The 20,292-nt window shown below is 65.9% G+C and carries 18 protein-coding genes; 8 read left to right on the top strand and 10 right to left on the bottom strand.

What is annotated here, in order from left to right; genetic code table 11:
• Nucleotides 1–5: 5 nt before the first annotated feature.
• Nucleotides 6–1,457 carry an amidase gene (locus AC1DYK_RS13005; RefSeq protein ID WP_478166686.1) on the bottom strand — a complete coding sequence of 484 codons (1,452 nt, stop codon included), beginning with the start codon at nt 1,455–1,457 and terminating at the stop codon, nt 6–8.
• Nucleotides 1,458–1,463: 6 nt separating this feature from the next.
• Between AC1DYK_RS13005 and AC1DYK_RS13000 the strand changes: the two genes are divergently transcribed.
• Nucleotides 1,464–2,426 carry a LysR family transcriptional regulator gene (locus tag AC1DYK_RS13000; protein ID WP_478166685.1) on the top strand — a complete coding sequence of 321 codons (963 nt, stop codon included), beginning with the start codon at nt 1,464–1,466 and terminating at the stop codon, nt 2,424–2,426.
• Between the two features lie 54 nt (nt 2,427–2,480).
• On the opposite strand, the gene AC1DYK_RS12995 is transcribed toward AC1DYK_RS13000, so the two are convergent.
• The 6 genes from AC1DYK_RS12995 to AC1DYK_RS12970 all read right to left on the bottom strand — a co-directional run bounded on the left by AC1DYK_RS12995 (nt 2,481) and on the right by AC1DYK_RS12970 (nt 8,302).
• Nucleotides 2,481–3,407, bottom strand: a complete 927-nt coding sequence (locus tag AC1DYK_RS12995) for an SMP-30/gluconolactonase/LRE family protein (protein ID WP_478166684.1) — start codon at nt 3,405–3,407, stop codon at nt 2,481–2,483.
• 16 nt (nt 3,408–3,423) lie between these two features.
• Nucleotides 3,424–4,422, bottom strand: coding sequence for a Bug family tripartite tricarboxylate transporter substrate binding protein (locus AC1DYK_RS12990; RefSeq protein WP_478166683.1), 999 nt, complete (start codon nt 4,420–4,422; stop codon nt 3,424–3,426).
• A 32-nt stretch (nt 4,423–4,454) separates the two neighbouring features.
• Nucleotides 4,455–5,381, bottom strand: coding sequence for an NAD(P)-dependent oxidoreductase (locus tag AC1DYK_RS12985; RefSeq protein ID WP_478166682.1), 927 nt, complete (start codon nt 5,379–5,381; stop codon nt 4,455–4,457).
• Nucleotides 5,378–6,064 (bottom strand): RraA family protein, encoded by a 687-nt coding sequence (locus AC1DYK_RS12980; protein WP_478166681.1) that lies wholly within the window; start codon nt 6,062–6,064, stop codon nt 5,378–5,380. The genes AC1DYK_RS12985 and AC1DYK_RS12980 overlap by 4 nt, the downstream gene beginning before the upstream one ends.
• A gap of 135 nt (nt 6,065–6,199) precedes the next feature.
• Entirely contained in the window at nt 6,200–7,213 is a 1,014-nt protein-coding gene (locus AC1DYK_RS12975) for a Bug family tripartite tricarboxylate transporter substrate binding protein (RefSeq protein ID WP_478166680.1), read from the bottom strand.
• Between the two features lie 129 nt (nt 7,214–7,342).
• On the bottom strand, nt 7,343–8,302 hold the full coding sequence (locus tag AC1DYK_RS12970; RefSeq protein ID WP_478166679.1) for a LysR family transcriptional regulator: 960 nt from the start codon (nt 8,300–8,302) through the stop codon (nt 7,343–7,345).
• Nucleotides 8,303–8,945: 643 nt separating this feature from the next.
• Between AC1DYK_RS12970 and AC1DYK_RS12965 the strand changes: the two genes are divergently transcribed.
• Nucleotides 8,946–9,734, top strand: coding sequence for a hypothetical protein (locus AC1DYK_RS12965; RefSeq protein ID WP_478166678.1), 789 nt, complete (start codon nt 8,946–8,948; stop codon nt 9,732–9,734).
• 112 nt (nt 9,735–9,846) lie between these two features.
• Here AC1DYK_RS12965 and AC1DYK_RS12960 read toward each other — a convergent pair whose 3' ends face one another.
• The gene (locus AC1DYK_RS12960) at nt 9,847–10,902 is read right to left on the bottom strand and encodes a ParB/RepB/Spo0J family partition protein (RefSeq protein WP_478166677.1); all 1,056 of its coding nucleotides are present in this window, start codon (nt 10,900–10,902) and stop codon (nt 9,847–9,849) included.
• Nucleotide 10,903: 1 nt separating this feature from the next.
• Complete coding sequence (locus AC1DYK_RS12955) at nt 10,904–12,100, bottom strand: ParA family protein (protein WP_442286035.1); 1,197 nt, start codon at nt 12,098–12,100, stop codon at nt 10,904–10,906.
• A gap of 625 nt (nt 12,101–12,725) precedes the next feature.
• Between AC1DYK_RS12955 and AC1DYK_RS12950 the strand changes: the two genes are divergently transcribed.
• The 5 genes from AC1DYK_RS12950 to AC1DYK_RS12930 all read left to right on the top strand — a co-directional run bounded on the left by AC1DYK_RS12950 (nt 12,726) and on the right by AC1DYK_RS12930 (nt 17,967).
• The gene (locus tag AC1DYK_RS12950) at nt 12,726–14,099 is read left to right on the top strand and encodes a hypothetical protein (protein WP_478166676.1); all 1,374 of its coding nucleotides are present in this window, start codon (nt 12,726–12,728) and stop codon (nt 14,097–14,099) included.
• 178 nt (nt 14,100–14,277) lie between these two features.
• Entirely contained in the window at nt 14,278–15,270 is a 993-nt protein-coding gene (locus AC1DYK_RS12945) for a Bug family tripartite tricarboxylate transporter substrate binding protein (RefSeq protein WP_478166675.1), read from the top strand.
• 169 nt (nt 15,271–15,439) lie between these two features.
• Nucleotides 15,440–16,315: a methionine ABC transporter ATP-binding protein gene (locus tag AC1DYK_RS12940; protein ID WP_478166674.1), complete on the top strand. Its 876-nt coding sequence runs from the start codon at nt 15,440–15,442 to the stop codon at nt 16,313–16,315.
• A complete protein-coding gene (locus AC1DYK_RS12935) occupies nt 16,308–16,970 on the top strand; it encodes a methionine ABC transporter permease (RefSeq protein ID WP_442286031.1) in 663 nt (220 codons plus the stop codon). Before AC1DYK_RS12940 ends, AC1DYK_RS12935 begins: the two co-directional genes overlap by 8 nt.
• 169 nt (nt 16,971–17,139) lie before the next feature.
• Nucleotides 17,140–17,967, top strand: a complete 828-nt coding sequence (locus AC1DYK_RS12930) for a MetQ/NlpA family ABC transporter substrate-binding protein (RefSeq protein ID WP_478166673.1) — start codon at nt 17,140–17,142, stop codon at nt 17,965–17,967.
• A gap of 65 nt (nt 17,968–18,032) precedes the next feature.
• Here AC1DYK_RS12930 and AC1DYK_RS12925 read toward each other — a convergent pair whose 3' ends face one another.
• Nucleotides 18,033–18,683 (bottom strand): hypothetical protein, encoded by a 651-nt coding sequence (locus AC1DYK_RS12925; protein ID WP_478166672.1) that lies wholly within the window; start codon nt 18,681–18,683, stop codon nt 18,033–18,035.
• 910 nt (nt 18,684–19,593) lie between these two features.
• On the opposite strand from AC1DYK_RS12925, the gene AC1DYK_RS12920 reads away from it, so the two are divergent.
• Nucleotides 19,594–20,247 (top strand): ArsR/SmtB family transcription factor, encoded by a 654-nt coding sequence (locus AC1DYK_RS12920; RefSeq protein ID WP_478166671.1) that lies wholly within the window; start codon nt 19,594–19,596, stop codon nt 20,245–20,247.
• Nucleotides 20,248–20,292: the final 45 nt, after the last annotated feature.

The following is a 20,292-nucleotide window of genomic DNA, read 5'->3' as shown; positions in this document are numbered from 1 at the left end:
CGAACTCAGAAAGCCACGACGGGCAGCGGATTCGCCGGCCGGTGCGCGGCTTCGAATGAAGCGGCGGCCTGCAGCAGCTGCGCGTCTTCGCGGAAGCGGCCGACGAGTTGCATGCCGATGGGCAAGCCGTCGCGGTCCGCGCCGCAGGGCAGGCTGATGGCGGGGTGGCCGGTGAGGTTGAACGGCATGGTCCAGGGGAACCAGTTCGCACGCACCTCGGCATATTCCTTGCCGTCGATCTCGATGTTGCCGAACAGGTCCTGGTCGATGGGCAGGGCCGTGCGCGAAAGGGTGGGCGTGAAGATGAAGTCGTGCGTCTCCAGCTGCGCCTGGATGTCGCGAAACAGGACGGTCCGCGCGAACATGGCCTGCTGGAACGCAACGCCGTCCACATGCTCGGCCAGGGCCAGCTGCTGCAGCAGCGACGGGCTCAGCTGGTCGCCGTGCGCCGCCGCCAAGGGGGCGAAGCGACCGCGCCAACTGGTGTGGTTGATCACGCGCCACACGGGCTCGACGTCGAAGCCTTCACCGGACATCGGCTGCAGCTCGGCACCCATCGACGCCAGGGTCGCGAGAGCGGCCGCGAAGGCGGATGCAACGTCCGCGGCGATCGGCCGCCCCGCCGGCGCGGCGCGGAAAAGGATGCGCTTGCCGCGGAGGTCGCCGCCGGCTTGCAGGTCGTCGAAATAGCGCTGGGCCGGCACACCCAGCGACCAGGGGTCCGACCCATGCGCGCCGGTCATGGCCTGCAGCATCAGTGCCGTGTCGGCCACGTTGCGCGTGGTGGGCGTCACGTAGGTGTAGTTGCCGAACGCGTCCTGCACCTGGCTGTGAGGCACCACGCCCAGGCTCTGCTTGAGGCCGACCACGCCGTTGCAGGCGGCGGGAATGCGCGTCGAGCCGCCGCCGTCGGTGGCAATCGCGAGCGGCGCGATGCCCGCCGCCATGGACGATGCCGCGCCGCCGCTGGAGCCGCCGCTCGTGCGCGACGCGCTCCACGCGTTGCGGGTGCTTCCGAACAGCGGCGCATCGGTCATGCACTTGGCGCCGAACTCGGACGAGGTGGTCTTGCCGATGAGGATGGCGCCGGCCTCGCGCATGCGCGCCACGGCCACCGCGTCCTTCGTGGGCACGTGGTCGCGGTGCAGCAGGGAGCCGTAGGTGGTCCGCACGTTGGCGGTGTCGACGATGTCCTTCACCGTGAAGGGCAGGCCATGCAGCAGGCCCGCGGCCTCGCCGCGCATGAGCGCCTGTTCGGCTTCCCTGGCCTGCTGCAGGGCCTGCTCATGGCACAGCGTGATGAAGCAGTTCAGGTGCGGCTGCAGCGCATCGGCGCGGCGCAGCACTTCTTCCACGATCTCCACCGGCGAGAGCTCGCGCTGCGCGACCAGCCTGCGCATCGTCGTTGCGGGCATCGCGCAGATCTCGGACTGGGGGAGGACGGGAAAATATTTCATGCGCAGATGATTGAGGCGCCGCAACGTGGCGTCCAATACTGTTTTCTTGAAAGGGCATATGCACAGCGTATGACTGCACCAGACCTGCGCATGCTTCGCTATTTCGTGGCCGTCGCCGAGGAACGCAGCGTCGGCAAGGCGGCTCGCCGGCTCAACATGGCACAGCCGCCGCTGTCGGTTCACATCAAGAACCTGGAGGCGGCGGTGGGCACGTCGCTGTTTCGCAGGGCGGCGCACGGCATGGAGATCACCGATGCGGGCAATGCACTGTTTCGGCGCGCGAAAGAGGCGTTGCTTCTGGCCAACGAGGGCTTCGACGCGGCGCGCGCCGTCGGCTCGGGCAGCCGGGGCCGGCTCACGGTCGGCACGATGATCGCGCTGTCCTACCTGATGTTGCCGCGGCTGGAGAACGAGTTGCGGCTCCGGTTGCCGGAGGTGGAGATCCAGTATGTGGAGCTGAACGCCGTCAACAACGTCTCGGCCGTTACCAACTCGGACGTGTCGGTGGCGCTCTGCATTCCTCCCATTGCGCAGGCGGGCATTGCGGTGGAGCGCATCGGCAGCCAGCCGTTGATGCTCGCGGTGCGCACCGATTCACCGCTGGCGCGACTGGTCAGCATTCCGTTGGCGCGCCTCTCGGGCCTCGCGCTCATCGGGCTGCCCGTGCCCGAGGGCGATGTCGACAAATCGGTCGTCGCGTCGCTGCTGCGGCGACACGATGTCAGCATGCCGATTGCGCAGCGGGTCGAGACGATGGTCTCGGCATTGGCGCTGGTCCTGGCAGGCAAGGGCGTGGCGATCCTGCCCGCCTGCGCCCAGATCGGCCGGCCGCCCGGCGTGGTGTTCAGGCCCTTGCGCAACGTCGATGCAAGGATGGACATCGCGGTCTGCTGGCGCAGCGATTGGGACAGTCCGCTGATCGAGCCGTTCCTGGCCTGTGCGCGCGCGTCCTTGCGAAAGCCGACCTAGGCGTCGTAGACGCCGCGGACCAATCCCATGAACTCGCGCCTCCGACCTTGTGCTTTACCGAGGCGGGCTCCCCTGGAACAGCGCCACTCCCGGGACGTCGAGTCGCGCACACAGGATGCTTCCATGGCTCGAGTCGGTGACGAACAAGGTGGACCGATCCGCACCGCCGAAGGCAACGTTGGTGATAGAAGCGCCCGCCGGACCGCGCAGCACGGCCACGGGTTCCGCGCGTGCATTCAGCACCCAGACATAGCCCAGGCCGGGGTTGGCCACGATCACGCGCCCTTGTGCATCGACGGCCAAGCCATCCGGCCCGCTGGGGCCGTAGGAAGTAAAGAACTGGCTGACCTTGGCCACGCTGCCGTCGGCCAAGAGCGGTACGCGCCAGACGCAATTGCCTCGCGTCACCGCCAGGTACAGCACCTTGCCGTCGGGCGAGAGTGCAACGCCGTTGGGACTTGGCACATTCGACAGCAGCAGGTCGAGCTGTCCGTCGGGGCGCAGCCGGTACAGGCGGCCCGTGGGATCGTGCAGTCCGGTCTGTCCCTGGTCTGTGAAGTAGATGCTCCCCTTCGCATCGATGACGAGATCGTTGACCCCCTTGAAGCGTTCGGTGTTGCGGCGCTGCAGGTGCGGCGTGACCGCGCCGGTCGTCACGTCCATGCGCACGAGCCCATTCTTGTAGTCCGCGACCAGCAGCGTGCGCGCATCGAGGAACTTCATGCCGTTGGGCTCGCCGTCGTATTCGGCCACTTGCGACCACTGGCCCGCTGGATCGATGCGAAAGACGCGCCCGAACGGGATGTCGGTCACGTAGAGGTTGCCCTCGTCGTCGAACACCGGACCCTCCAGGAACGAGTCGGTGGACTGGCCCCCGCGGTTCGCTTCGGCCCACACGGAGGTCTCGCGCCGGCGGAGCGCGTCCGGCATACGCGTGAAGAGCTCCAGATCCCGAACCAGCGGCGGCTGAAGAAGGAACAAGGCGGCCTCCGGGGGTCTATTGCTTGTCGAACGACGCGTTGGCTGCAATCTTGCCCCACAACGCGTTGCTGTCGGTCAGCATCTTTGCGAAGGCGCCGGAATCCGCCATCCGTGGCTCGGCGCCCAGCCCTTCCGCGAAGGCCTTCATGTCCGGCGTGGCCATCGCCTTCGCGATCTCCTGCTGAAGGCGCGCGAGAACCGGCGCCGGCGTGCCCTTTGGCGCCCAAAGACCGGTCCAGTTCACGACGCTGAAATCTCTCACGCCGGCCTCGGCAAAGGTGGGCACGGTCGCAATCGCGACAAGCCGCTTGTCGCCGCTCACGGCCAGCAGCCGCAGCTTGCCGCCCTTGACGTTGCCCATGACGCCAGGCGTCGAGGAGAACTGCATGTCGATGGTGTTCGACAACACGGCCTGCGTTGCCTCGCCCGCGCCCTTGAATGGCACGTGCATCAGCTTCGTGCCGCTGGCCACTCCGAACGCCTCTGCAGTGAAGTGCGGCGTCGTGCCGGCGCCACCCGTGCCGTAGGTCAGCTTGCCGGGCGACGCTTTCGCCGCGGAGAGGAACTCGGGCAAGGTCTTGTACGGCGATCCGGCGTTGACCACCATGGCCATCGGCGCGAATAGGTACGCGCTGATCGGCACCAGATCCTTGTCGTAGTCGAAGGGCAACTTCTTGAAGATGAATGGCAACAGCGAGTAGGTCGTGTCGTTGGCCATCAGCGTGTATCCGTCGGCCTCGGCACGCGCCACGACGCTGGCGCCGATGGTGCCGGTGCCGCCCGGCTTGTTGTCGATGATGACGCTCTGGCCCATCTGTTCGGTGAGCTTCTGCGCCATCTTGCGCGTGACGACGTCCACCGCGCCGCCCGGCGGGTAGGGAACGATGATCTTGATCGGCTTGTTCGGGTACGCTGCCTGTGCATGTGCGCCGAGGGGCGCGGCTGCAAAAAGCGCTGCCATGGCTCCGAACGAGAGCGTCCGGATCCGGCTGGAATGAGAGGTCTTCTTGGTCATCGGGTGTCTCCTGTCGTTTCAGTGCGGCGGACCTAGGCTGCAGTCGCTTGCCTGTCGAGGGCGCCGAGCGCATTGCGAGCCGCGGCGACGCCCATGTTCACGTAGGCATCGCTGGTGACTCCGCCGATGTGTGGGCTCAGCACGAAGCCTCTCTCGCCGTGGAAGGGGTGGCCAGCGGTCATCGGCTCGACGGCGAAGCTGTCGAGCCCTGCACCGAATACCTGGCCGGAGTGCACCGCGGCCCGAAGCGCTTCCTCGTCGATCAGTCCGCCTCGGGCCGTGTTGACGACGATCACGCCGTGTTTGCACTTCGCAAGCGAGTGAGCATTCACCAAGTGGCGGTTGTCTTCCATCAAGGGGCAGTGCAGGGAAATTGCATCAGACTCGCGCCAGATCGTCTCCAGGTCAACGGCGCAAACGTGCGGCGGCAGGTTTTCGGCGTAGGGGTCAAAACCGATGACGCGCATGTCCAGGGCATCGGCCATCCGGGCGAAGCGCAGGCCGATCGCGCCCAGGCCGATCAGGCCCACCGTTCGGCCGGCCAACTCGATGCTCTTGTGCGTCGCCTTGTCCCAATGGCCGGCATGCATGCGGGCATCGAGCTCGACCACGGATTTGGCGCAGGCGAGAAGGAGCGCCATGGCCTGTTCGGCAACGGCCGCAGCATTGGCGCCGACAGCGGCGACGACTTCGATTCCTCGCGCTTTGGCCGCTGCCTTGTCGATGGTGTCTGTGCCGCTGCCGTGCTTGGAGATGACACGCAGCGCAGGCGCCGCGTCCATCGCCGCCGCGCCCACTGTGCTGTAGCGCACGATGATGGCAACCGGATTGTGCTTGGCGCTCAGGGCCACGATTCCTTCTTCGGTTGGCGTCTTCCCGGCAAACACCACTTCATGGTCCTTCAGCAGGGCCAATGCTTGCGGCGCGAGATCTGCGCCGGTCACCAGGATGGCGCTCACAGCGTCTCTCCTTCTTTCAGGACTCCAGCGGTGAGTAAGGCGGCATTCAGCCATTTGGCGGCCGTGTCGCCCGTCTTGATGGCCGCGATGCGCGCGGCCTCGTCCTTGACCTTCTTTGCCGCCAGCGGCAGCAGCGCCTCGATCTTCTCGCGCTCGACCACCACCACGCCGTCGCCGTCGCCGATCACGAAGTCCCCGGGGTGCACCGTGACGCCGCCGATCGACACTGGGTGGCCGATGCGCCCGCCGATACTCTTGGTCGGACCATTCGGGTTGGTTCCGACGGAGAACACCGGATAGTCCATCTCGTCGATCTCGATGCTGTCGCGGCACGCACCGTCCATCACCACACCGGCGATACCCCGTTGTTTGCACGCGGTCATCATGATGGTGCCCATCAAGGCGGAGGTCTGATCGCCCTTGCCATCGATCACCAGAACATCGCCTGGCCTGGCCATCGCGATGGCGGCATGGATCATCAGGTTGTCGCCGGGGCGCACCTCGACCGTGAGCGCCGTTCCCGCGAGTTTCATGCGCGGCCTGAGCGCCTTGATGCGGCCGTCAAGCGCGCCGCGCCGGCCGGCCACATCAGCCAGGATTGCCGGCTGCAGCTCGGAGGCCTGCGCCACGACATGGGCAGGGACGCGTTCGAAGTCGCGAATGATGTCAGGAAGATTGGACATGAGCTTCTTTCGTGGGTGTTGACGTGGAGCGGGAGGGTCCTGTCGGTGCGATACGGGCGTGGCTCCGCCGAACCGGGAACGGTGCGGGCCCGTCCCTGCCTTCAGCGTTTCAGCGCGCGTGTGCGTGAGGGTTGGTCAGTCGACCTTGGCGCCGGATTCCTTGACGATCGGTGCCCAGCGCACGATGTCGTCATGGATCAGCTTCGCGAACTCGGCCGGGGTGCCACCGAGCGCATCTGTGCCTTGGCTGGAGAGCTTCTTCTTGACTTCAGGGTCTTGCAGTGCCTTGTTGAACGCACCGTTGAGCTTGTCCACCACATCCTTCGGCAAGCCAGCCGGCCCCGCGATGCCGAACCAGGTGACGGCCTCGAAGCCCTTGAAGCCGGACTCCGCGATCGTGGGTACGGCCGGAAGGTCGGCGGTTCGCTTGGCAGAGGTCACGGCGATCGCGCGCATCTTCCCGTTCTTGATGTACCCAATCAGGGTGGGTACCGAGGACATGTACATCTGGAGCTGGCCACCGATCAGATCGGTTGATCCTTGTGCAGCGCCCTTGTACGGAATGTGCGTGAACTTGACACCGGCGGTCTTCTGGAACAGCTCGGTGGCGAGATGCGCCACCGTGCCGCTTCCGGAGCTGGCGTAGTTCAGCGTTTCGGGCTTGGCCTTGGCTGCGGCCACGACGTCGGCGAGCGACTTGTAGGGCGAATCGGCAGACACGACGAGGACGAGCGGCGCGCTGGCGACGCTCACGATCGGCGTCAGGTCTTTCTCGGGGTTGTAGGGCAGCTTGGGATACAGCGTGGGGTTGATCGCCAGGTTGCTCGTCTGGCCCAGGACCAGTGTGTAGCCGTCCGCGGGCGATTTCGCCGCAGCGTCCACACCGAGGTTGCCGCCAGAGCCCGGTTTGTTGTCGATGATGATCGACCAGCCGTTGGCGACGGATACCTTGTTGGCGACTTCACGCGCAATCAGGTCTGTGCCCCCGCCGGCGGGAAACGGAACGATGAGCTTGATGGGCCGCGAGGGATAGGCGGCCTGGGCCGTAGACGGCGCATTGGCCAGGAGCATCCCCCCGGCGGCGAGAGCAGTGGCCGCGAAGCCAATGAATCGGCGCGGGGCCGCTGCGGGGGAAGCGCGATGTTGCATGAACTTGTCTCCGGTTGAACCGACCCTGCGCGATTGCGGGCGATGTGTTCAGTGGAGGCAAGTATTCGTCTCTCGGCCCATTCAGTCCAATCGATACTTTTTGGAGATCGATAGATTTGACTTTTGGTATCAGACCGCAGGCACGTCGGCGTGTTTGGCGAGCAGGTCGATCAAGCGTTGAGCTGCGGGGGAGATATAGCCAGTGTCCCGGTAAGTCACGACCATGCGGCGGCGCATGGTTGTGGCGGGCAGCTTCACTTCCCGCAGGGCAGCGCCCGATCGACCGGCCTGCAGGTGCAAACGCGAGATGAAGCTCAGCAGACCGGTCTCGCCAATCAGGCTAGGGAGCATCAGCAGCATGGTGCTTTCGACCTGCACCACCGGCCGCGAGATGCGATGGCGATCGAACGTCTGGTCGAGCCAGTCTCGCGTCGGTGCTCCGGGCGGCTGGAGCACCCAGCGGTAGCCCGTCAGATCTTTCAAACTGAGTTTGGGTTTGTCGAAGATCGCGTGCGCTTCGGCGGCGGCGACCACGATCACGTCTTCGGCCAGGTACTGCGAGGCGAACCCGGGTTCCGCGGGAACTTCAGTGCCGACCATCAAATCGATGTCGCCTGCACGTAGCAACGGCTTCAGCACGTCCACCAGCGCGACGCTGGTCCGCAGGGTCACATCGGGCGCTTCGCGCATCAGGTCTCGTGCTGCGGGCGGGAGCAGAAACTGCGCCGCGGTCGGCACGATGCCGATCTTGATGTTGCCGCTCAAGCCATGTCCGATATCCCCAATCTCACGGCGGGCGCTTTCCACGTCAAAACGTGTGCGCTGAGCCCATTTGAGCAAGACTTTTCCAGCGGTGGTCAGTCGGATCCCGCGGCCGGTCTTCTCGAAGAGGGGCGCGCCGCATGCCTGTTCAAGGCGACGCACGCAACTCGTCAACGCAGGTTGCGTGCGATGCAGCCGTTCGGCCGCGCGCCCCATGTGCTCGAGCTCGGCAATGACTTCAAAGTACTGGAGATCGCGCAGATCCAGGATGTAGCTCCTTGGGTTGAGAGAGACCCCGTGGATGACTTTAAGGCAGATGGGACACACCCTGGTCAACAGAAGGCCACGTCCGCGTCGCATCAGAAGCGGGCCGCTCGGCGGGATCAGGGAAATGCCCGCTCATGCGCGCTCATGGCCGGTCGCGGCTGTTGGCCGCATTCTGCCCGGCTTCACGACTCGCGCTGAGCTGCCTTCCTGTCCTTTGCTTGAATTGCGCCGGCGCGCGCCACAGCGCTGGGCGGCGCGACGATCCAGGCGCGGCAGGGGCGGCAGGGGCGTCCGGTCACGAGGCCTCACGTACCCGCATTTGGGCCAGACCTATCCAGCCATCCCCGGCTGGGGAGATTCTCCCTTCTCCGCTCGACCTTCTCGCCGGGCCCCGTTGCACAAAGATCGATTCCTCCCTGCAAGGGCTCAGGGCCGGAGTTCATGGTTCAGTGAGAAAAGTTCAGAGTTGGCTGACACACACACCCCAGCGTCCAGCTTTTAATCGGGTTCGCCGGACCGAGCAGCGTCAATGTTTCACGACATTTTGAAGCATCTTGTTTTCTCGTTTGTTGACAATAGGTTATCGTTGTTTTCTCAACGGATGGGCTCGAATGTTTCACGAAATGACGTCGACGCTGCGCATTTTGTACATCCAAGGCCGCGCATCGCACATAATTAGGTTATCGCATAACCAAATCTAGCCATGCAGCCCACCCCAGTCTTCGTCGACATTCGCCTGGCGAGCCCTGACGGCCATTCCCCGGCCAGTCAAAATGAAGAGTCCACCAGGGAAATTGCGGCCAGCCAAGGGTGGCCAGCCGTCTGCACTTTGGCAGAACTCGGCCGAATCCTGACGTTGATCCATGGCGTACGCGCACCCGCCGACGCCTCCCTCAAGAAGTGGAGCGCCGCAGGTGCATTCAGAGCCTGCATGGCCAGCCAGGCGGAGATCGATATCAGCGAAGCGCCCTCCTCGCTCACCCATGAAGCGCTACAGCGACCGCGGCGCAGCGGTCGTCCCGGCCTCAGGCTGCGCACTGCGGCGGCGATCGGACGCGTGTACGAACTGTGGCCTTTCCTGGCCGAGTCCGATTCCCACGCAGTCCTCGAACTGGCTGTGGCCCGCACCGCCGACCACTTCCGCTCCGCCCTCGGCCCCATCTCGCCCCCGCCCTCCGTGCAGGCACCCGCGGTGGCCACGCCGGAGCCAGTGCTGCAGGAAGTTCAGGAGCAGCTTGCGATGCTGACGCGGGAAATGGCTGCGGTACGTCGAGAACTCGCCCAGTTCTCGACGCTGCGCAACAACCTCATTACCAAACTGGACGATGTGGTGGCACGCGCCAAGGACGGCTTTGCCGGCGGTGCTCAGGCCGCGGGGCCCGGCTTCGACCCCTTGGCCGAGGCACGCCGCGATCGGGACATGGGCATCATGAAATCGACGCTGGCGGAGATTCTCGCGTCGCTGGAGCGCATCGAGGCGGGTCGCGCCTGATCACTGCGGGCCGGGGGTAGTTTGAAACTACCCCCTCCATGGCTCGGTGCCAGACCCATAAAAAAAGGGGGGTAGTTTCAAACTACCCCCCTTTTTGCCTTCAGTACGACTCTCAGATCGAATCGACAAATCCCTGCATTGCCTTGATCAGAGCCTTCTGCTGATCCTGGTTCAGCTTGATCGACAGTCTCACCGAGGGCCGCCCGATGGCGTCGAACCTCAAGGAGCCCACCTTCTGGCCAGCCACCTTCAGCGCATGGCTGGCCTGTGCCGGCAGCGGAGCGGCCTCGGGCACCACCGAAGGCGGCGAAACCAGCCTGGCAAAAACGCTCTTGGCGGGCAGCACGCCCTTGTCCATCGACAGGGCCTGCGCCCGCGCGAGCAAACCCGATTCGTCTTCGGTCATCGCCTTGCCGAGATCGGTTGCCCAGGCCAGCTGGATCGATTGCGGCGTCGGAAAGGCCGCAATGACCGTCGCAGGCAGTCGCGCCAGCGCCAGCGCCTTGCCGAGGTTGCTGATGTCGACGCCCAGCGCCGCCGCCATCTGCCGGTTCGAGGGATAGACACCCTTGTCGAGCGCGCGCAGGTAGGTCATGCCTTGCTCCCAGGGCGAAGGATCCGCCCTGCCCCGGTTCTCCCGGTCCATCTCCTCGATCAGCGCCCGATCGTCCAGGTTCTCGACCACCGCCCAGACCGGCAAGCCGATCTGGCGGCACGCCTCGTAACGCCGGTGCCCGAAGACCAGTTCGTAGCGCGGGCCATCACCTGGATTCGCGATCGCGCGAACCTTGATCGGCTGCGAGTTCCGGCCGGCCTCCTGGATCTCGCGCTTGAAGTCCTCGAACAGCTTTCCTTCGAAAGCCGACGCATGCCGGTTGGCGAACTCGCTGCGCGCGATGTCGGCGGTGTCGATGAGGCGTGCCGGCAGCGCGCCATCCCAGCTGCGCAGTTCCTCGCTGACTTCGCTCAGGCGCCCTTCCAGTTCGTCCACCTGCGCTGCGCGCACTCGAAGCTGGTCGTTCTCCCGCAACAGATCCGAGCGCTGATCGTTGGCAAATGCCATCATCGCGCCGGGCGCCGTCTTGGGCTTTGCGAGCTCCGGATTGGGCTGCGCAGTCGGCATGATCGACGCGAAGTCGATCTTGGAAGCTTTGTCTTTCAATCCCATGTCAAACCGCCGTTTCCAGAACTTGCCGCTCCGCGACCTGACGCGCCCAGACCGCCTCGATCTGCTGCTCGATCAGTTCGCACATCCGGTCGTAGGCCACCCTGGCCCGTGAGAAGGTCTTGGAGTTGACCGACCCCCGCGGCAGATCGTAGACCGTGCCGAACTCGGCGCTCGCCGTCGCCGCCACCGCGGTCTTCGGGATCTCGATCGGCAGTACCTTGTCGCCATAGCCCTCGAGCACCCACTGCCGCACCACCGAACTGGCGGTGTCCGATGCCTCGACACGCGACAACAGGACGTCGATGAACTCGAAACTCTTGTCCTTGCCGCGGCTGCGAACCAGTTGGTTGCACAGGTCCGAGAACAGGTCCCAGAACTGGGCCGAGCTCGCGAAGTCCAGCGCCGACGGCGGCAGCGGCATGATCACGCCGTCCGCCGCCATCAGGGCGTTGATGGTCACGTAGCTCAGCGAGGGCGGCGTGTCGATCACGATGACGTCGTACTCCTCGCGCGGCAGGTCCAGCCCGCGGTCCAGCACCCGCCAGAATTCGAAGCCGGGATCCCGGGCCTGGCGCGCCGGCAGGTGGAATTCCGCACCGTAGAGCAGGGGGGCCGCGCACACCAGGTCGATGTTGGGCCAGTAGGTGGAACGGACGGCGTACTTCAGGTTTTCCTGGTCGCCGGTGAACAGCGACATGGCCGTGTGCTCGGTCTCGACTTCGGCATCCGGCAGCACGCCGAACAGCGTCGTGGCGGAGCCCTGGGGATCGAGATCGACCAACAGCACGCGGTGGCCGCGCATCGACAGGCCTTGTGCCAGCGTCACGGCCGATGTCGTCTTGGCCACGCCGCCCTTGAAGTTGGCCACCGTGATCGTGATGCCGGCCGCGCCTTCGGGCCGCAGGTGCTCGGAACGCAATTCGCGCGCCCAGCTCTGGGCCTCCGCCATGGTCCATTCGCGGCTGTTGCCATGGATTTCCCCGGCAGGCAGGTCGCCGCGCGTGAGCCGGTACGAGATCTTGGACTTGTCGACGCCGCACAGGTCCGCCAGTTGCACCGCCTTCAGGCTGGGCGCAGACTTCACAGCGGTGGGCGCCAGCATCGCCGAGCGGATGCGGTCCATCATCCCGGCGATCTTGTGTGCCTGTTGCTCGATGTCTTCCAGGTTCTGACGTCGAATGGTTTGCTTGATGTCCACGGAATCTGCCTTGAAAGTTTGAGTGTCGTGCGATTATGCAGGGCACTGGGGAAAAAACGAAGAATGGCCGCGATATCAAGTGAAGACTTGGACGCGGATCCCGCTTTGGGTCCCTTTTCTTGGCTCTCTCCCGAGATTAAGAGAGAAACTTGAATAACTTCAAGAGATTAAGCGCCGGGACAACTGAAATTTCTTCAATTAAATCAACGACTTAGAGTCAATCCAGAGCTCCATCCGTCCAGACTTTAATCGCTTGCGTCCAGCTTCTGATCGGATGCGTCCAGCCTTTGGTCGGAATCCGTCCGGCTCCTCATCGGCGGGGTACACAGCCTTATCCACAGCCGGATTCGGCCCGTTCGGAGGCCGTTTGACGCAAGTGTCCGGGTTTTAAGCGGGCTCTCGGGCTCGCCTGGCGCCTCTTCGGAGAGTGGTCTGGGCCGAATGTCCGGCTTTTAATCGCCTCGCGGCCACCCCGATTCGGGCCCGCCTTCCGCAAACGTCCAGCTTTTAATCGGCCCCGCCGCGCCGCCTCGCACGCCAAATGTCCAGGATTTGATCGGCCTCGGCGGCGGCCGACACCGCTGGCTTGTGTCCAAACCCGGTTGGACATAAGATCGACGCTGCAATGAGTCATCAGATCGCGGGAAATCCGGGCGACAAGCCGATCATGAGCCACGCCGTCGACGACGTGCTGGAGCTCAGGAAGCCGCACGAGATGATCGTGATGATGCCGCGTTCGGCCCGCGTGACCCTGACCGGGCGCCGCATCTACAGCGCGCTGCTGCAGGTGGCGCAGACCCGGCTGGTCGCCTTGCCCGGGATGCCTGCGGCCGACTTCATGTTCGAGGCCCCGCTGGCCGCCATCCTGCGCACCACGGGCTCCAGCGGCAGCGAGCGCACGGCGGCCAAGAAGTACCTCATCGAGATGCGCAGCCTGGAGGTCGACTGGGAGTCGACCGCGCCGGGCGACGGCGTCAAGTGGCGCGGCTTCTCGATGCTGTCCGAAGTCGCGCTGGAACTGCGGCGCGGCGAGAACTGGGTCAGCTGGTCCTATCCGCCGACGATCATGGCCGCGCTCCGGGACCCGCAGCGCTGGGCCCGGATCGACCTCGACGTGCTGGCCAAGCTGGGCTCCTACACCGCCGTGGCGCTCTACGAGATCTGCGCGCGCTACCGCGAGAACCCCAGCGGCGTCACCAGCCGCAAGCCCGTGACCTGGTGGGTCGACGCCTTGAGCAACGGGCCCGGGCCCGAGCGGCGCGAATGGCGCAAGTTCAAGAACGAGCGGGTGAAGGACGCGGTGGTCGAGATCAACGCCGAAACCGATCTCGAGATCGACCTGATCGAGCACAAGCAGGGCAGGGTGATCACCGAGGTCCAGTTCGCCGTCCGCAAGAAGCGCCAGGCGCCGGCGCCGAGGCCGCTCTCGGGCGAGCCGGTGGACGCCACCCTGGTACTGCGCGCCGAAACACTGGGCATCCGGGAGATCAAGCTGGAAGGCCTGCTGAAGGAGTTCGGCGACGAACGCGTGCGGGCCCAGATCGAGGTGCTCGAGCGCCGAGCCGCCAACAAGTCGCTGCGCACCATCGAGAACGCCTTCTCCTACCTGCGCTCGCTGCTGCGCAACGAACCGGTGACCGAGGGCGCCCCCGACACCCGGGCGCGTGCCGACGCGGCCGCGCCCGCGGCGCCGGAATCCGCGCCCGAACCCGCCAGCCCGGCGCCGAACGTCGAAGGCGCGAACTGGCTGCGCGAGCAGATCGAGGCGATGAAGAAGGAAGTCGCCGCGCTCGAACCCGCGCACCTCAAGCGCTGGGTCGATCAGGCGCTCCAGGACCTGGCGCGCAAGGGCGCGCTCAACGCAGTCATCAGCCGGCGCGCGGCGCAGGGCGACGTGCTGCACGGGCTGCTGGGATCGGCCGTGGTGTACGCCTATGCCGACGCCACCTACGGCCCCGACTGGAAGGTCGATCGCCAGCTGTTCGACGCCTTGCCGTAGACGCCGCACCGGGCAGGCAAGCGCGGGCTTCCACCACGTCCCGCTTCCATATGCCGGATCGCGGATAAGCATCTGCCGAAACGGTCGTTCGCGTTTCGACTCCGAATCCGCACAATCGCGCCCCCATGCCGCGACATCCGGTCGACGTGGCTCGTTTCCTTCATCCCCGGGACTCCCGATGCGAGCATCCGCATTCCTCAGGCTGGTCCTGACCCTGGCGCTCGGCGCCGCGCCCCTTTGGCCGGCCAACACCAATGCCCAGGCCCAGACGCCGGCCTTTCCGGCGCGGGCCGTTCACATCACGGTGGCCAACACGCCCGGCAGCACGCCGGATGTGCTCGCGCGCTATCTGGGCACGCGCCTGTCCGAGCGCTGGAACCAGCCGGTGGTGATCGACAACCGCGCCGGCGCCGGCGGCATCGTCGCCGCCGACGCACTGTCGAAGGCCGCACCCGATGGCCATGCGCTGCTGGTCGGGGCCGACGGGCCGATCACGATCCTGCCCAACCTGCAGCCCGGTCTGCCCTACAACGCACTGCGCGACCTGGTGCCGGTGGCCTCGCTCGGCAAGATCGACTTCGTGCTGGTGGCGAATCCGAAGACCGGCTTCAAGACGCTGGCCGATTTCACGCGCGCCGCCGCGGCGCATCCCGGCAAGTACAACTACGCCTCGGCCGGCAACGGCAGCCCGCAGCAGCTGAGCATGGAAATGCTCAAGCAGCGCGCGCGCATCCATGCGACGCACATTCCCTACCGCGGCGGACCGGTGGGGATGCAGGACGTCATCGCCGGCCAGGTCGACCTGATGTTCATTGCGATCGGCCCGGCGCTGCCCCACATCCGCAGCGGCCGCCTGGTCGCGCTGGCGGTCAGCGGCGAAGAGCGGCAAGCCTTGCTGCCCGAGGTGCCGACGGTGGCCGCCAGCTATCCCGGATTCCGCGCCGGCACCTGGTTCGGCCTCTTCGCACCGGCCCGCACGCCGCAGTCGGTGGTGGACGCGATCGCGCTGGAAGCCAGCCGCATCGTGCGGGATCCGGTGGCGCGCGCCGATCTGGTCGCGCAGGGCATCGAGGTCACCGGGCTCGCGGCAGCGCCGTTCGCGCGCGAGGTGAGCGCCGAGTACGCGCGCTACGCGCAGATCGTCAAGACGGTCGGGATCCGGGGCGATTGAGCCCCCGCGCTCCCTCGCTTCGGGGCAGGACGCGCTTATGCCCCGAGGCATATAAGCAGCCTTCCAATGCGTCGTTCCCTTCACGCGAGCGAGTCGCGATACTTGCAGACTTTGCCGTGCCACCGCATCGGCCTGCGTGCTTGGCATGCGGTGCGCGCCTCAACTGTTCATGACTTCCTCTTCCCTGGCCGAGCCACAGTCCCGGCCGCCTCTGATCCGACTCGAGTCGGTGCAGAAATCCTTCGTTCTTCCCGGCGGCGAGGTCTTCGATGCCGTGCGCTCGCTCTCGCTCGACATCCAGGAAGGCGATGTGTTCGGCCTGATCGGCAAGAGCGGCGCCGGCAAGTCGACGCTGCTGCGTCTCATCAACCTGCTCGAGCGCCCCGATGCCGGCAAGGTCTTCGTGGGCGGCCGCGACCTGACCACGCTGTCGCGCCGCGAACTGCGCGACACGCGGCAGAACATCGGCATGATCTTCCAGCAGTTCAACCTGATCCAGAACGCGACGGTGTTCGACAACGTCGCCTTCCCGCTCAAGATCCACGGCCGCCATTCGCGCGCCGAGATCCAGGCCCGCGTGCGCGAGTGCCTCGACCTGGTCGGGCTGGCCGAGAAGATCGACAGCTACCCGGCGCAACTCTCGGGCGGCCAGAAGCAGCGCGTGGCCATCGCGCGCGCACTGGCGCCGCGGCCCCAGGTGCTGCTGTGCGACGAGCCCACCTCGGCGCTCGACAGCGAGACCACGCGCTCGCTGCTCGAGACGCTGCGCGACATCAACCGGAAGCTCGGCGTGACCATCGTCATCGTCACCCACGAACTGTCGGTGGTCGAGGTGCTGTGCCGCCAGGTCGCGATCCTCGAGCAGGGACGCCTGGTCGAGCAGTTCGAGGTCGATGCGCCGGCCACCCAGCGCACGACCGCGCTGGGCCGCGAGATCGACGCGCTGGTGCGGCGCCGCGAGCGCGACGCGCGCGAAGCGCTCGAGGCTCAGGCCGCGTCTTCCATCCACCGCCATGCAGGCACCCCGGAGCTGGCCCATGCCTGAGAACATCGTCGCCATCCTGCCCGAGCTCGGGCTCGCCATTGCCCAGACCTTCATGATGCTGGGCATCGGCCTCACGGCCGCGCTTGTGATCGGCGGGCCGCTCGGCGTGCTGCTGTTCCTGCTCGGCCCCGGCCAGTCGCTGGAACACAAGCCGACCTTCCTGATCCTCAACTGGATCGTGAACACCGTGCGTTCCTTCCCCTTCATCATCCTGCTGGTGGCGCTGGTGCCGTTCACGCGCGTGATCGCGGGCACCTCGATCGGGCCGCTGGCGGCCGCGGTGCCGCTGTCGGTGGCGGCCATTCCGTACCTGGCGCGGCTGGTCGACCAGTGCCTGCGCGAGGTGCCGCGCGGCGTCATCGAGGCCGCCCACGCGATGGGCGCCTCGGAGCTGCAGATCATCTGGCGCGTGCTGGTCGTCGAGGCCCGCTCGGGCCTGGTGCTGGCCTTCACCGTGCTGGCCGTGAGCTTCCTGTCGTACTCGGCGATTGCCGGCGTGGTGGGCGGCGGCGGCATCGGCGACCTGGCGATCCGCTACGGCTACTACCGCTTCCAGACCGACGTGATGGTGCTCACCGTGGCGCTGCTGGTGGTGCTGGTGCAGATCATCCAGTTCGTCGGCAACACCGCCGCACGTCGCCTCGACAAGAGGTGACACCCCCGAAGCGCCTGCGGCGCCTCCCCCTCAAGGGGGCGATACCAGCGGCCCGGCGAAGCCGGTTCCGCGGTATCCCTGGCATCTCGGGCTCCGCGGTTTTATGCATCGCGCCATGAAGCACTTACGTGCGTATCGACCTTTCGTTTCTCCACTGTTGTTGAATCTCATGAAAACATCTCTCGCCCGCCGTTCCGTCCTCGCCCTCTCGGTGCTCGCACTGTCGCTCGGCGGCCTCTCGCTCGAAGCCCATGCCCAGGCTGCGACCAAGAAGGAACTCGTGATCGGCGGCACCGCCGGCTCCAACATCGACCAGCTCAAGGCCGGCATCGTGCCGATCCTCGAAAAGAAGGGCTACAAGGTCAAGCTGGTCGAATTCAACGACTACGTGCAGCCGAACCAGGCGCTCGCGCAAGGCTCGCTCGATGCCAACTTCTTCCAGCACCGGGTCTACCTGCAGAAGTTCGCGGCCGACCAGAAGCTCGACATCGTCGAACTGGTGCAGGGCCCGATCGCGCCGCTGGGCGTCTACGCCACCAAGCGCAAGACGCTGGCCGAGGTCAAGGACGGCGACCGCTTCACGCTGCCCAACGATCCGAGCAACCTGGCGCGTGCGCTGGTGCTGCTGGAGCAGAACAAGCTGATCACGCTGAAGCCCGGCATCGACCCGCTGCGTGCATCGGAGAAGGACATCGCCGAGAACCCGCGCAAGCTGAAGTTCATTCCGCTCGAGGCGGCGCAGCTGCCGCGCTCGCTCGGTGACACCGACTACGCCATCATCAACGGCAACTTCGCGATGTCCTCGGGCCTGAAGCTCACCGAGGCGGTGGTGCTCGAGAAGACGCCGGACCACTACCTCAATGTGGTCGCCGTGAAGCGCGCCGACAAGGACACGCCGTGGGCCAAGGACATCGTGGAGGTCTACCACTCGAAGGACTTCCGCGCGGTGGTCGACAGCAAGTTCCCGGGCTACGCCAAGCCGACGTTCCTGCAGTAAACGGATGAGTAGCGGGCGGAGTGGCTTGGCGCCCTCCGTCCGGTCGCGCTGCTCAGGCCGGGCCCTCAGGCCAGCGGCGCCGCCCCCATCCACAGCCCCAGATACGCCAGCGCCTTCTCCTTCTCGATCGCCGTGCTGCTGCGCTCGATCGACGCCGGCGATGTGCGCGCGAAATCCGCGATCGACTGCGACAGGTTCCAGACCTGCGCACGGTCGATCAGCAGCAGGCGGTCGTGCAGCGACTTGGCGCGCGCCAGGCGCACTTCGAGCGGCCGCGCGGCCTTGTACTGCGCCTGCCAGCGGCCGGCCGCCGGCGCGAGGCTGGACTTGGCGCCCGCGCGGTCGCCGAGGATCTGGATGCGAACGCCTTCGCGTGCGGCAATCGCGACATCGGTGAGGGCGATGGCGTTGACATACGGGTCGACGATCAGGATCTCGCTGCGCGCCGAGGCCACGAGCCTGGCCAGTTCGGCGAACACGTCGAAAGGCGCGTGGCGGGCGATGAAGGCGCCGCCTGCGGCAGCCGGCCGCGGCAAGGTGCGCGCGAGCATCGATGCAAGGCCATGGCGGGGCGCGGCGCCCAGTCCGCCGCGCCKGGGGGCCGCCGGGCGGTGGTCCGGGGGCGGGGCGTGGAAGGTGTTGACGACGACCAGCACCGAGGGGGCGCCAACGGAGATGGCGATGCGGGAGGGGTGTCTATGATCCGAAGTAGCCATGATGTGCGGTTCCTTTGCTGGTTGCACGTTGTGGTTAGAGCCTCGTTGGTGTTCGCGCACCTTCGGGGCTCGCCTTTTTGCTCAGGGCGAAGCACTGAGCGCTTGTTGCGCGTGGCCGAATACGGAGAGAGCGTCGGCGCATGCAGCAACCTGCCATTTCACTGCGCTGCGGCGCTTGCGCGAACCCCGGCGAGTCGGAAACTGCGGGGAGAAATGTCTGGGTTGAGTTTCGGGCTGGCCTTCGCGGCGTTGATGAAATCGGCCGCCCTCTGGTTGCGTGTTCAGCGTCGGCGCCGGCAGGCGCTGTCGGCGCGCAAGGCATGTGCGGAACGACACTCACTGTTCGCAACGCCACCTGCGCAACCGCTTGATTTTCAAGAAGCAATTTGCAGCGGCGCCTCAACATGTTCGCGCGGCGCGCCGCTGGACCTTCGCTCATCCTGGCCATGCGCCACCGGGCTTTCGTCCATCCCATGGCTGTCGATGTGCGACCGAGGCTGAACCCAGGCGCCCGAGCGACCTGGCGCCGGCGGCCAGGGGTGAACAGCCGCTATAGGCGGAGGGCGAAAGTCGCTTCAGGGGCCCATACCGGCCGTACAGATTTCTCCAAAGCGGCCGCTCAAACGCTACAGAAATTTTATGGTTCAGGCGCCCTAAGCGACATTTGCCTCCACCCACCGATTGAATTCATCCTGGGACTCAGGATTACCCATGTCGCGCGTTCTCCTGCTACCTCGGGGCAGGCACATCCTCGAAGCTGCGGTGCTGTGAGGAACATGTGGGCCCTTTCCGCTGCAAAGTGCCTGATGGACCTAGCCCCTTGGACTGCAGGCACAAGCAGGCCCGAGTCGACCGCTTCGCAACATGAGAACAAGACACCATACATTCCAATAAACGTTAGAATAAACGTATGAGAGAAGTTAAGAACCAGCTCTATGAACAGGTAGCCCGAATCGGCAAGGCGGTCTCCAGTCCGAAGCGGCTGGAGCTCATCGAGTTGCTCTGCCAAGGCGAGAAAACTGTCGAGACACTGGCCGCTCAAGCCGAAATCAGCGTCAAGCTCGCCAGTGCGCACCTGAAAGAGCTTCGACTGGCGCGACTCGCGGACACCCGCAGGGACGGCAAGTACGTCCTCTACCGCCTGGCCAGCACGAGCGTGGCCGACCTTTGGGTGAACTTGAGGTCCGAGGCTGAGGAGAGGCTGGTCGAACTGCAGATGGCGCTGGCCTCCATCGCCGAGCACGGCGATGAACTCCAGGGAGTCGACCGAGCCGACATTTTGCGCCGAGCAGCGGCCGGCGAGGTTGTCGTCCTCGACGTGCGCCCGGAGGAGGAGTTCGCGGCGGCCCACCTGCCGCACGCCCGCTCACTGCCGGTCGGCGAGCTTAAGAAACGTCTCGCGGAATTGCCCAAGGAAGTCCCGGTGGTCGCCTACTGCCGCGGGCCCTTCTGCCTGATGGCCAAGGACGCGGTTGAGCTGCTCCGCAAGAAGGGCTATCAGGCATTCCATCTGACCGACGGCGTCGCCGAGTGGCGCGCGCGGGGTCTGCCGGTTTCTAAGTGAGGGAGAACAGAATGAGGTGGACCACCTGGGCCGGCAAGGTTCTGG

The sequence above is a fragment of the Variovorax sp. P2_H12 genome, assembly GCF_056403395.1.
The sequence above is the reverse complement of the archived record's forward strand: the minus strand, read 5'-3'. Positions and strand labels throughout refer to the sequence as shown.

What these genes read in the sequence shown, in the direction of transcription:
- AC1DYK_RS12990 (WP_478166683.1), bottom strand. Translation starts at nt 4,422, where the DNA reads ATGACCAAGAAGACCTCTCATTCCAGCCGGATCCGGACGCTCTCGTTC.
- AC1DYK_RS13000 (WP_478166685.1), top strand. Translation starts at nt 1,464, where the DNA reads ATGATTGAGGCGCCGCAACGTGGCGTCCAATACTGTTTTCTTGAAAGG.
- AC1DYK_RS12935 (WP_442286031.1), top strand. Translation starts at nt 16,308, where the DNA reads ATGCCTGAGAACATCGTCGCCATCCTGCCCGAGCTCGGGCTCGCCATT.
- AC1DYK_RS12945 (WP_478166675.1), top strand. Translation starts at nt 14,278, where the DNA reads ATGCGAGCATCCGCATTCCTCAGGCTGGTCCTGACCCTGGCGCTCGGC.
- AC1DYK_RS13005 (WP_478166686.1), bottom strand. Translation starts at nt 1,457, where the DNA reads ATGAAATATTTTCCCGTCCTCCCCCAGTCCGAGATCTGCGCGATGCCC.
- AC1DYK_RS12940 (WP_478166674.1), top strand. Translation starts at nt 15,440, where the DNA reads ATGACTTCCTCTTCCCTGGCCGAGCCACAGTCCCGGCCGCCTCTGATC.
- AC1DYK_RS12920 (WP_478166671.1), top strand. Translation starts at nt 19,594, where the DNA reads ATGAGAGAAGTTAAGAACCAGCTCTATGAACAGGTAGCCCGAATCGGC.
- AC1DYK_RS12960 (WP_478166677.1), bottom strand. Translation starts at nt 10,902, where the DNA reads ATGGGATTGAAAGACAAAGCTTCCAAGATCGACTTCGCGTCGATCATG.
- AC1DYK_RS12965 (WP_478166678.1), top strand. Translation starts at nt 8,946, where the DNA reads ATGCAGCCCACCCCAGTCTTCGTCGACATTCGCCTGGCGAGCCCTGAC.
- AC1DYK_RS12975 (WP_478166680.1), bottom strand. Translation starts at nt 7,213, where the DNA reads ATGCAACATCGCGCTTCCCCCGCAGCGGCCCCGCGCCGATTCATTGGC.
- AC1DYK_RS12980 (WP_478166681.1), bottom strand. Translation starts at nt 6,064, where the DNA reads ATGTCCAATCTTCCTGACATCATTCGCGACTTCGAACGCGTCCCTGCC.
- AC1DYK_RS12950 (WP_478166676.1), top strand. Translation starts at nt 12,726, where the DNA reads ATGAGTCATCAGATCGCGGGAAATCCGGGCGACAAGCCGATCATGAGC.
- AC1DYK_RS12930 (WP_478166673.1), top strand. Translation starts at nt 17,140, where the DNA reads ATGAAAACATCTCTCGCCCGCCGTTCCGTCCTCGCCCTCTCGGTGCTC.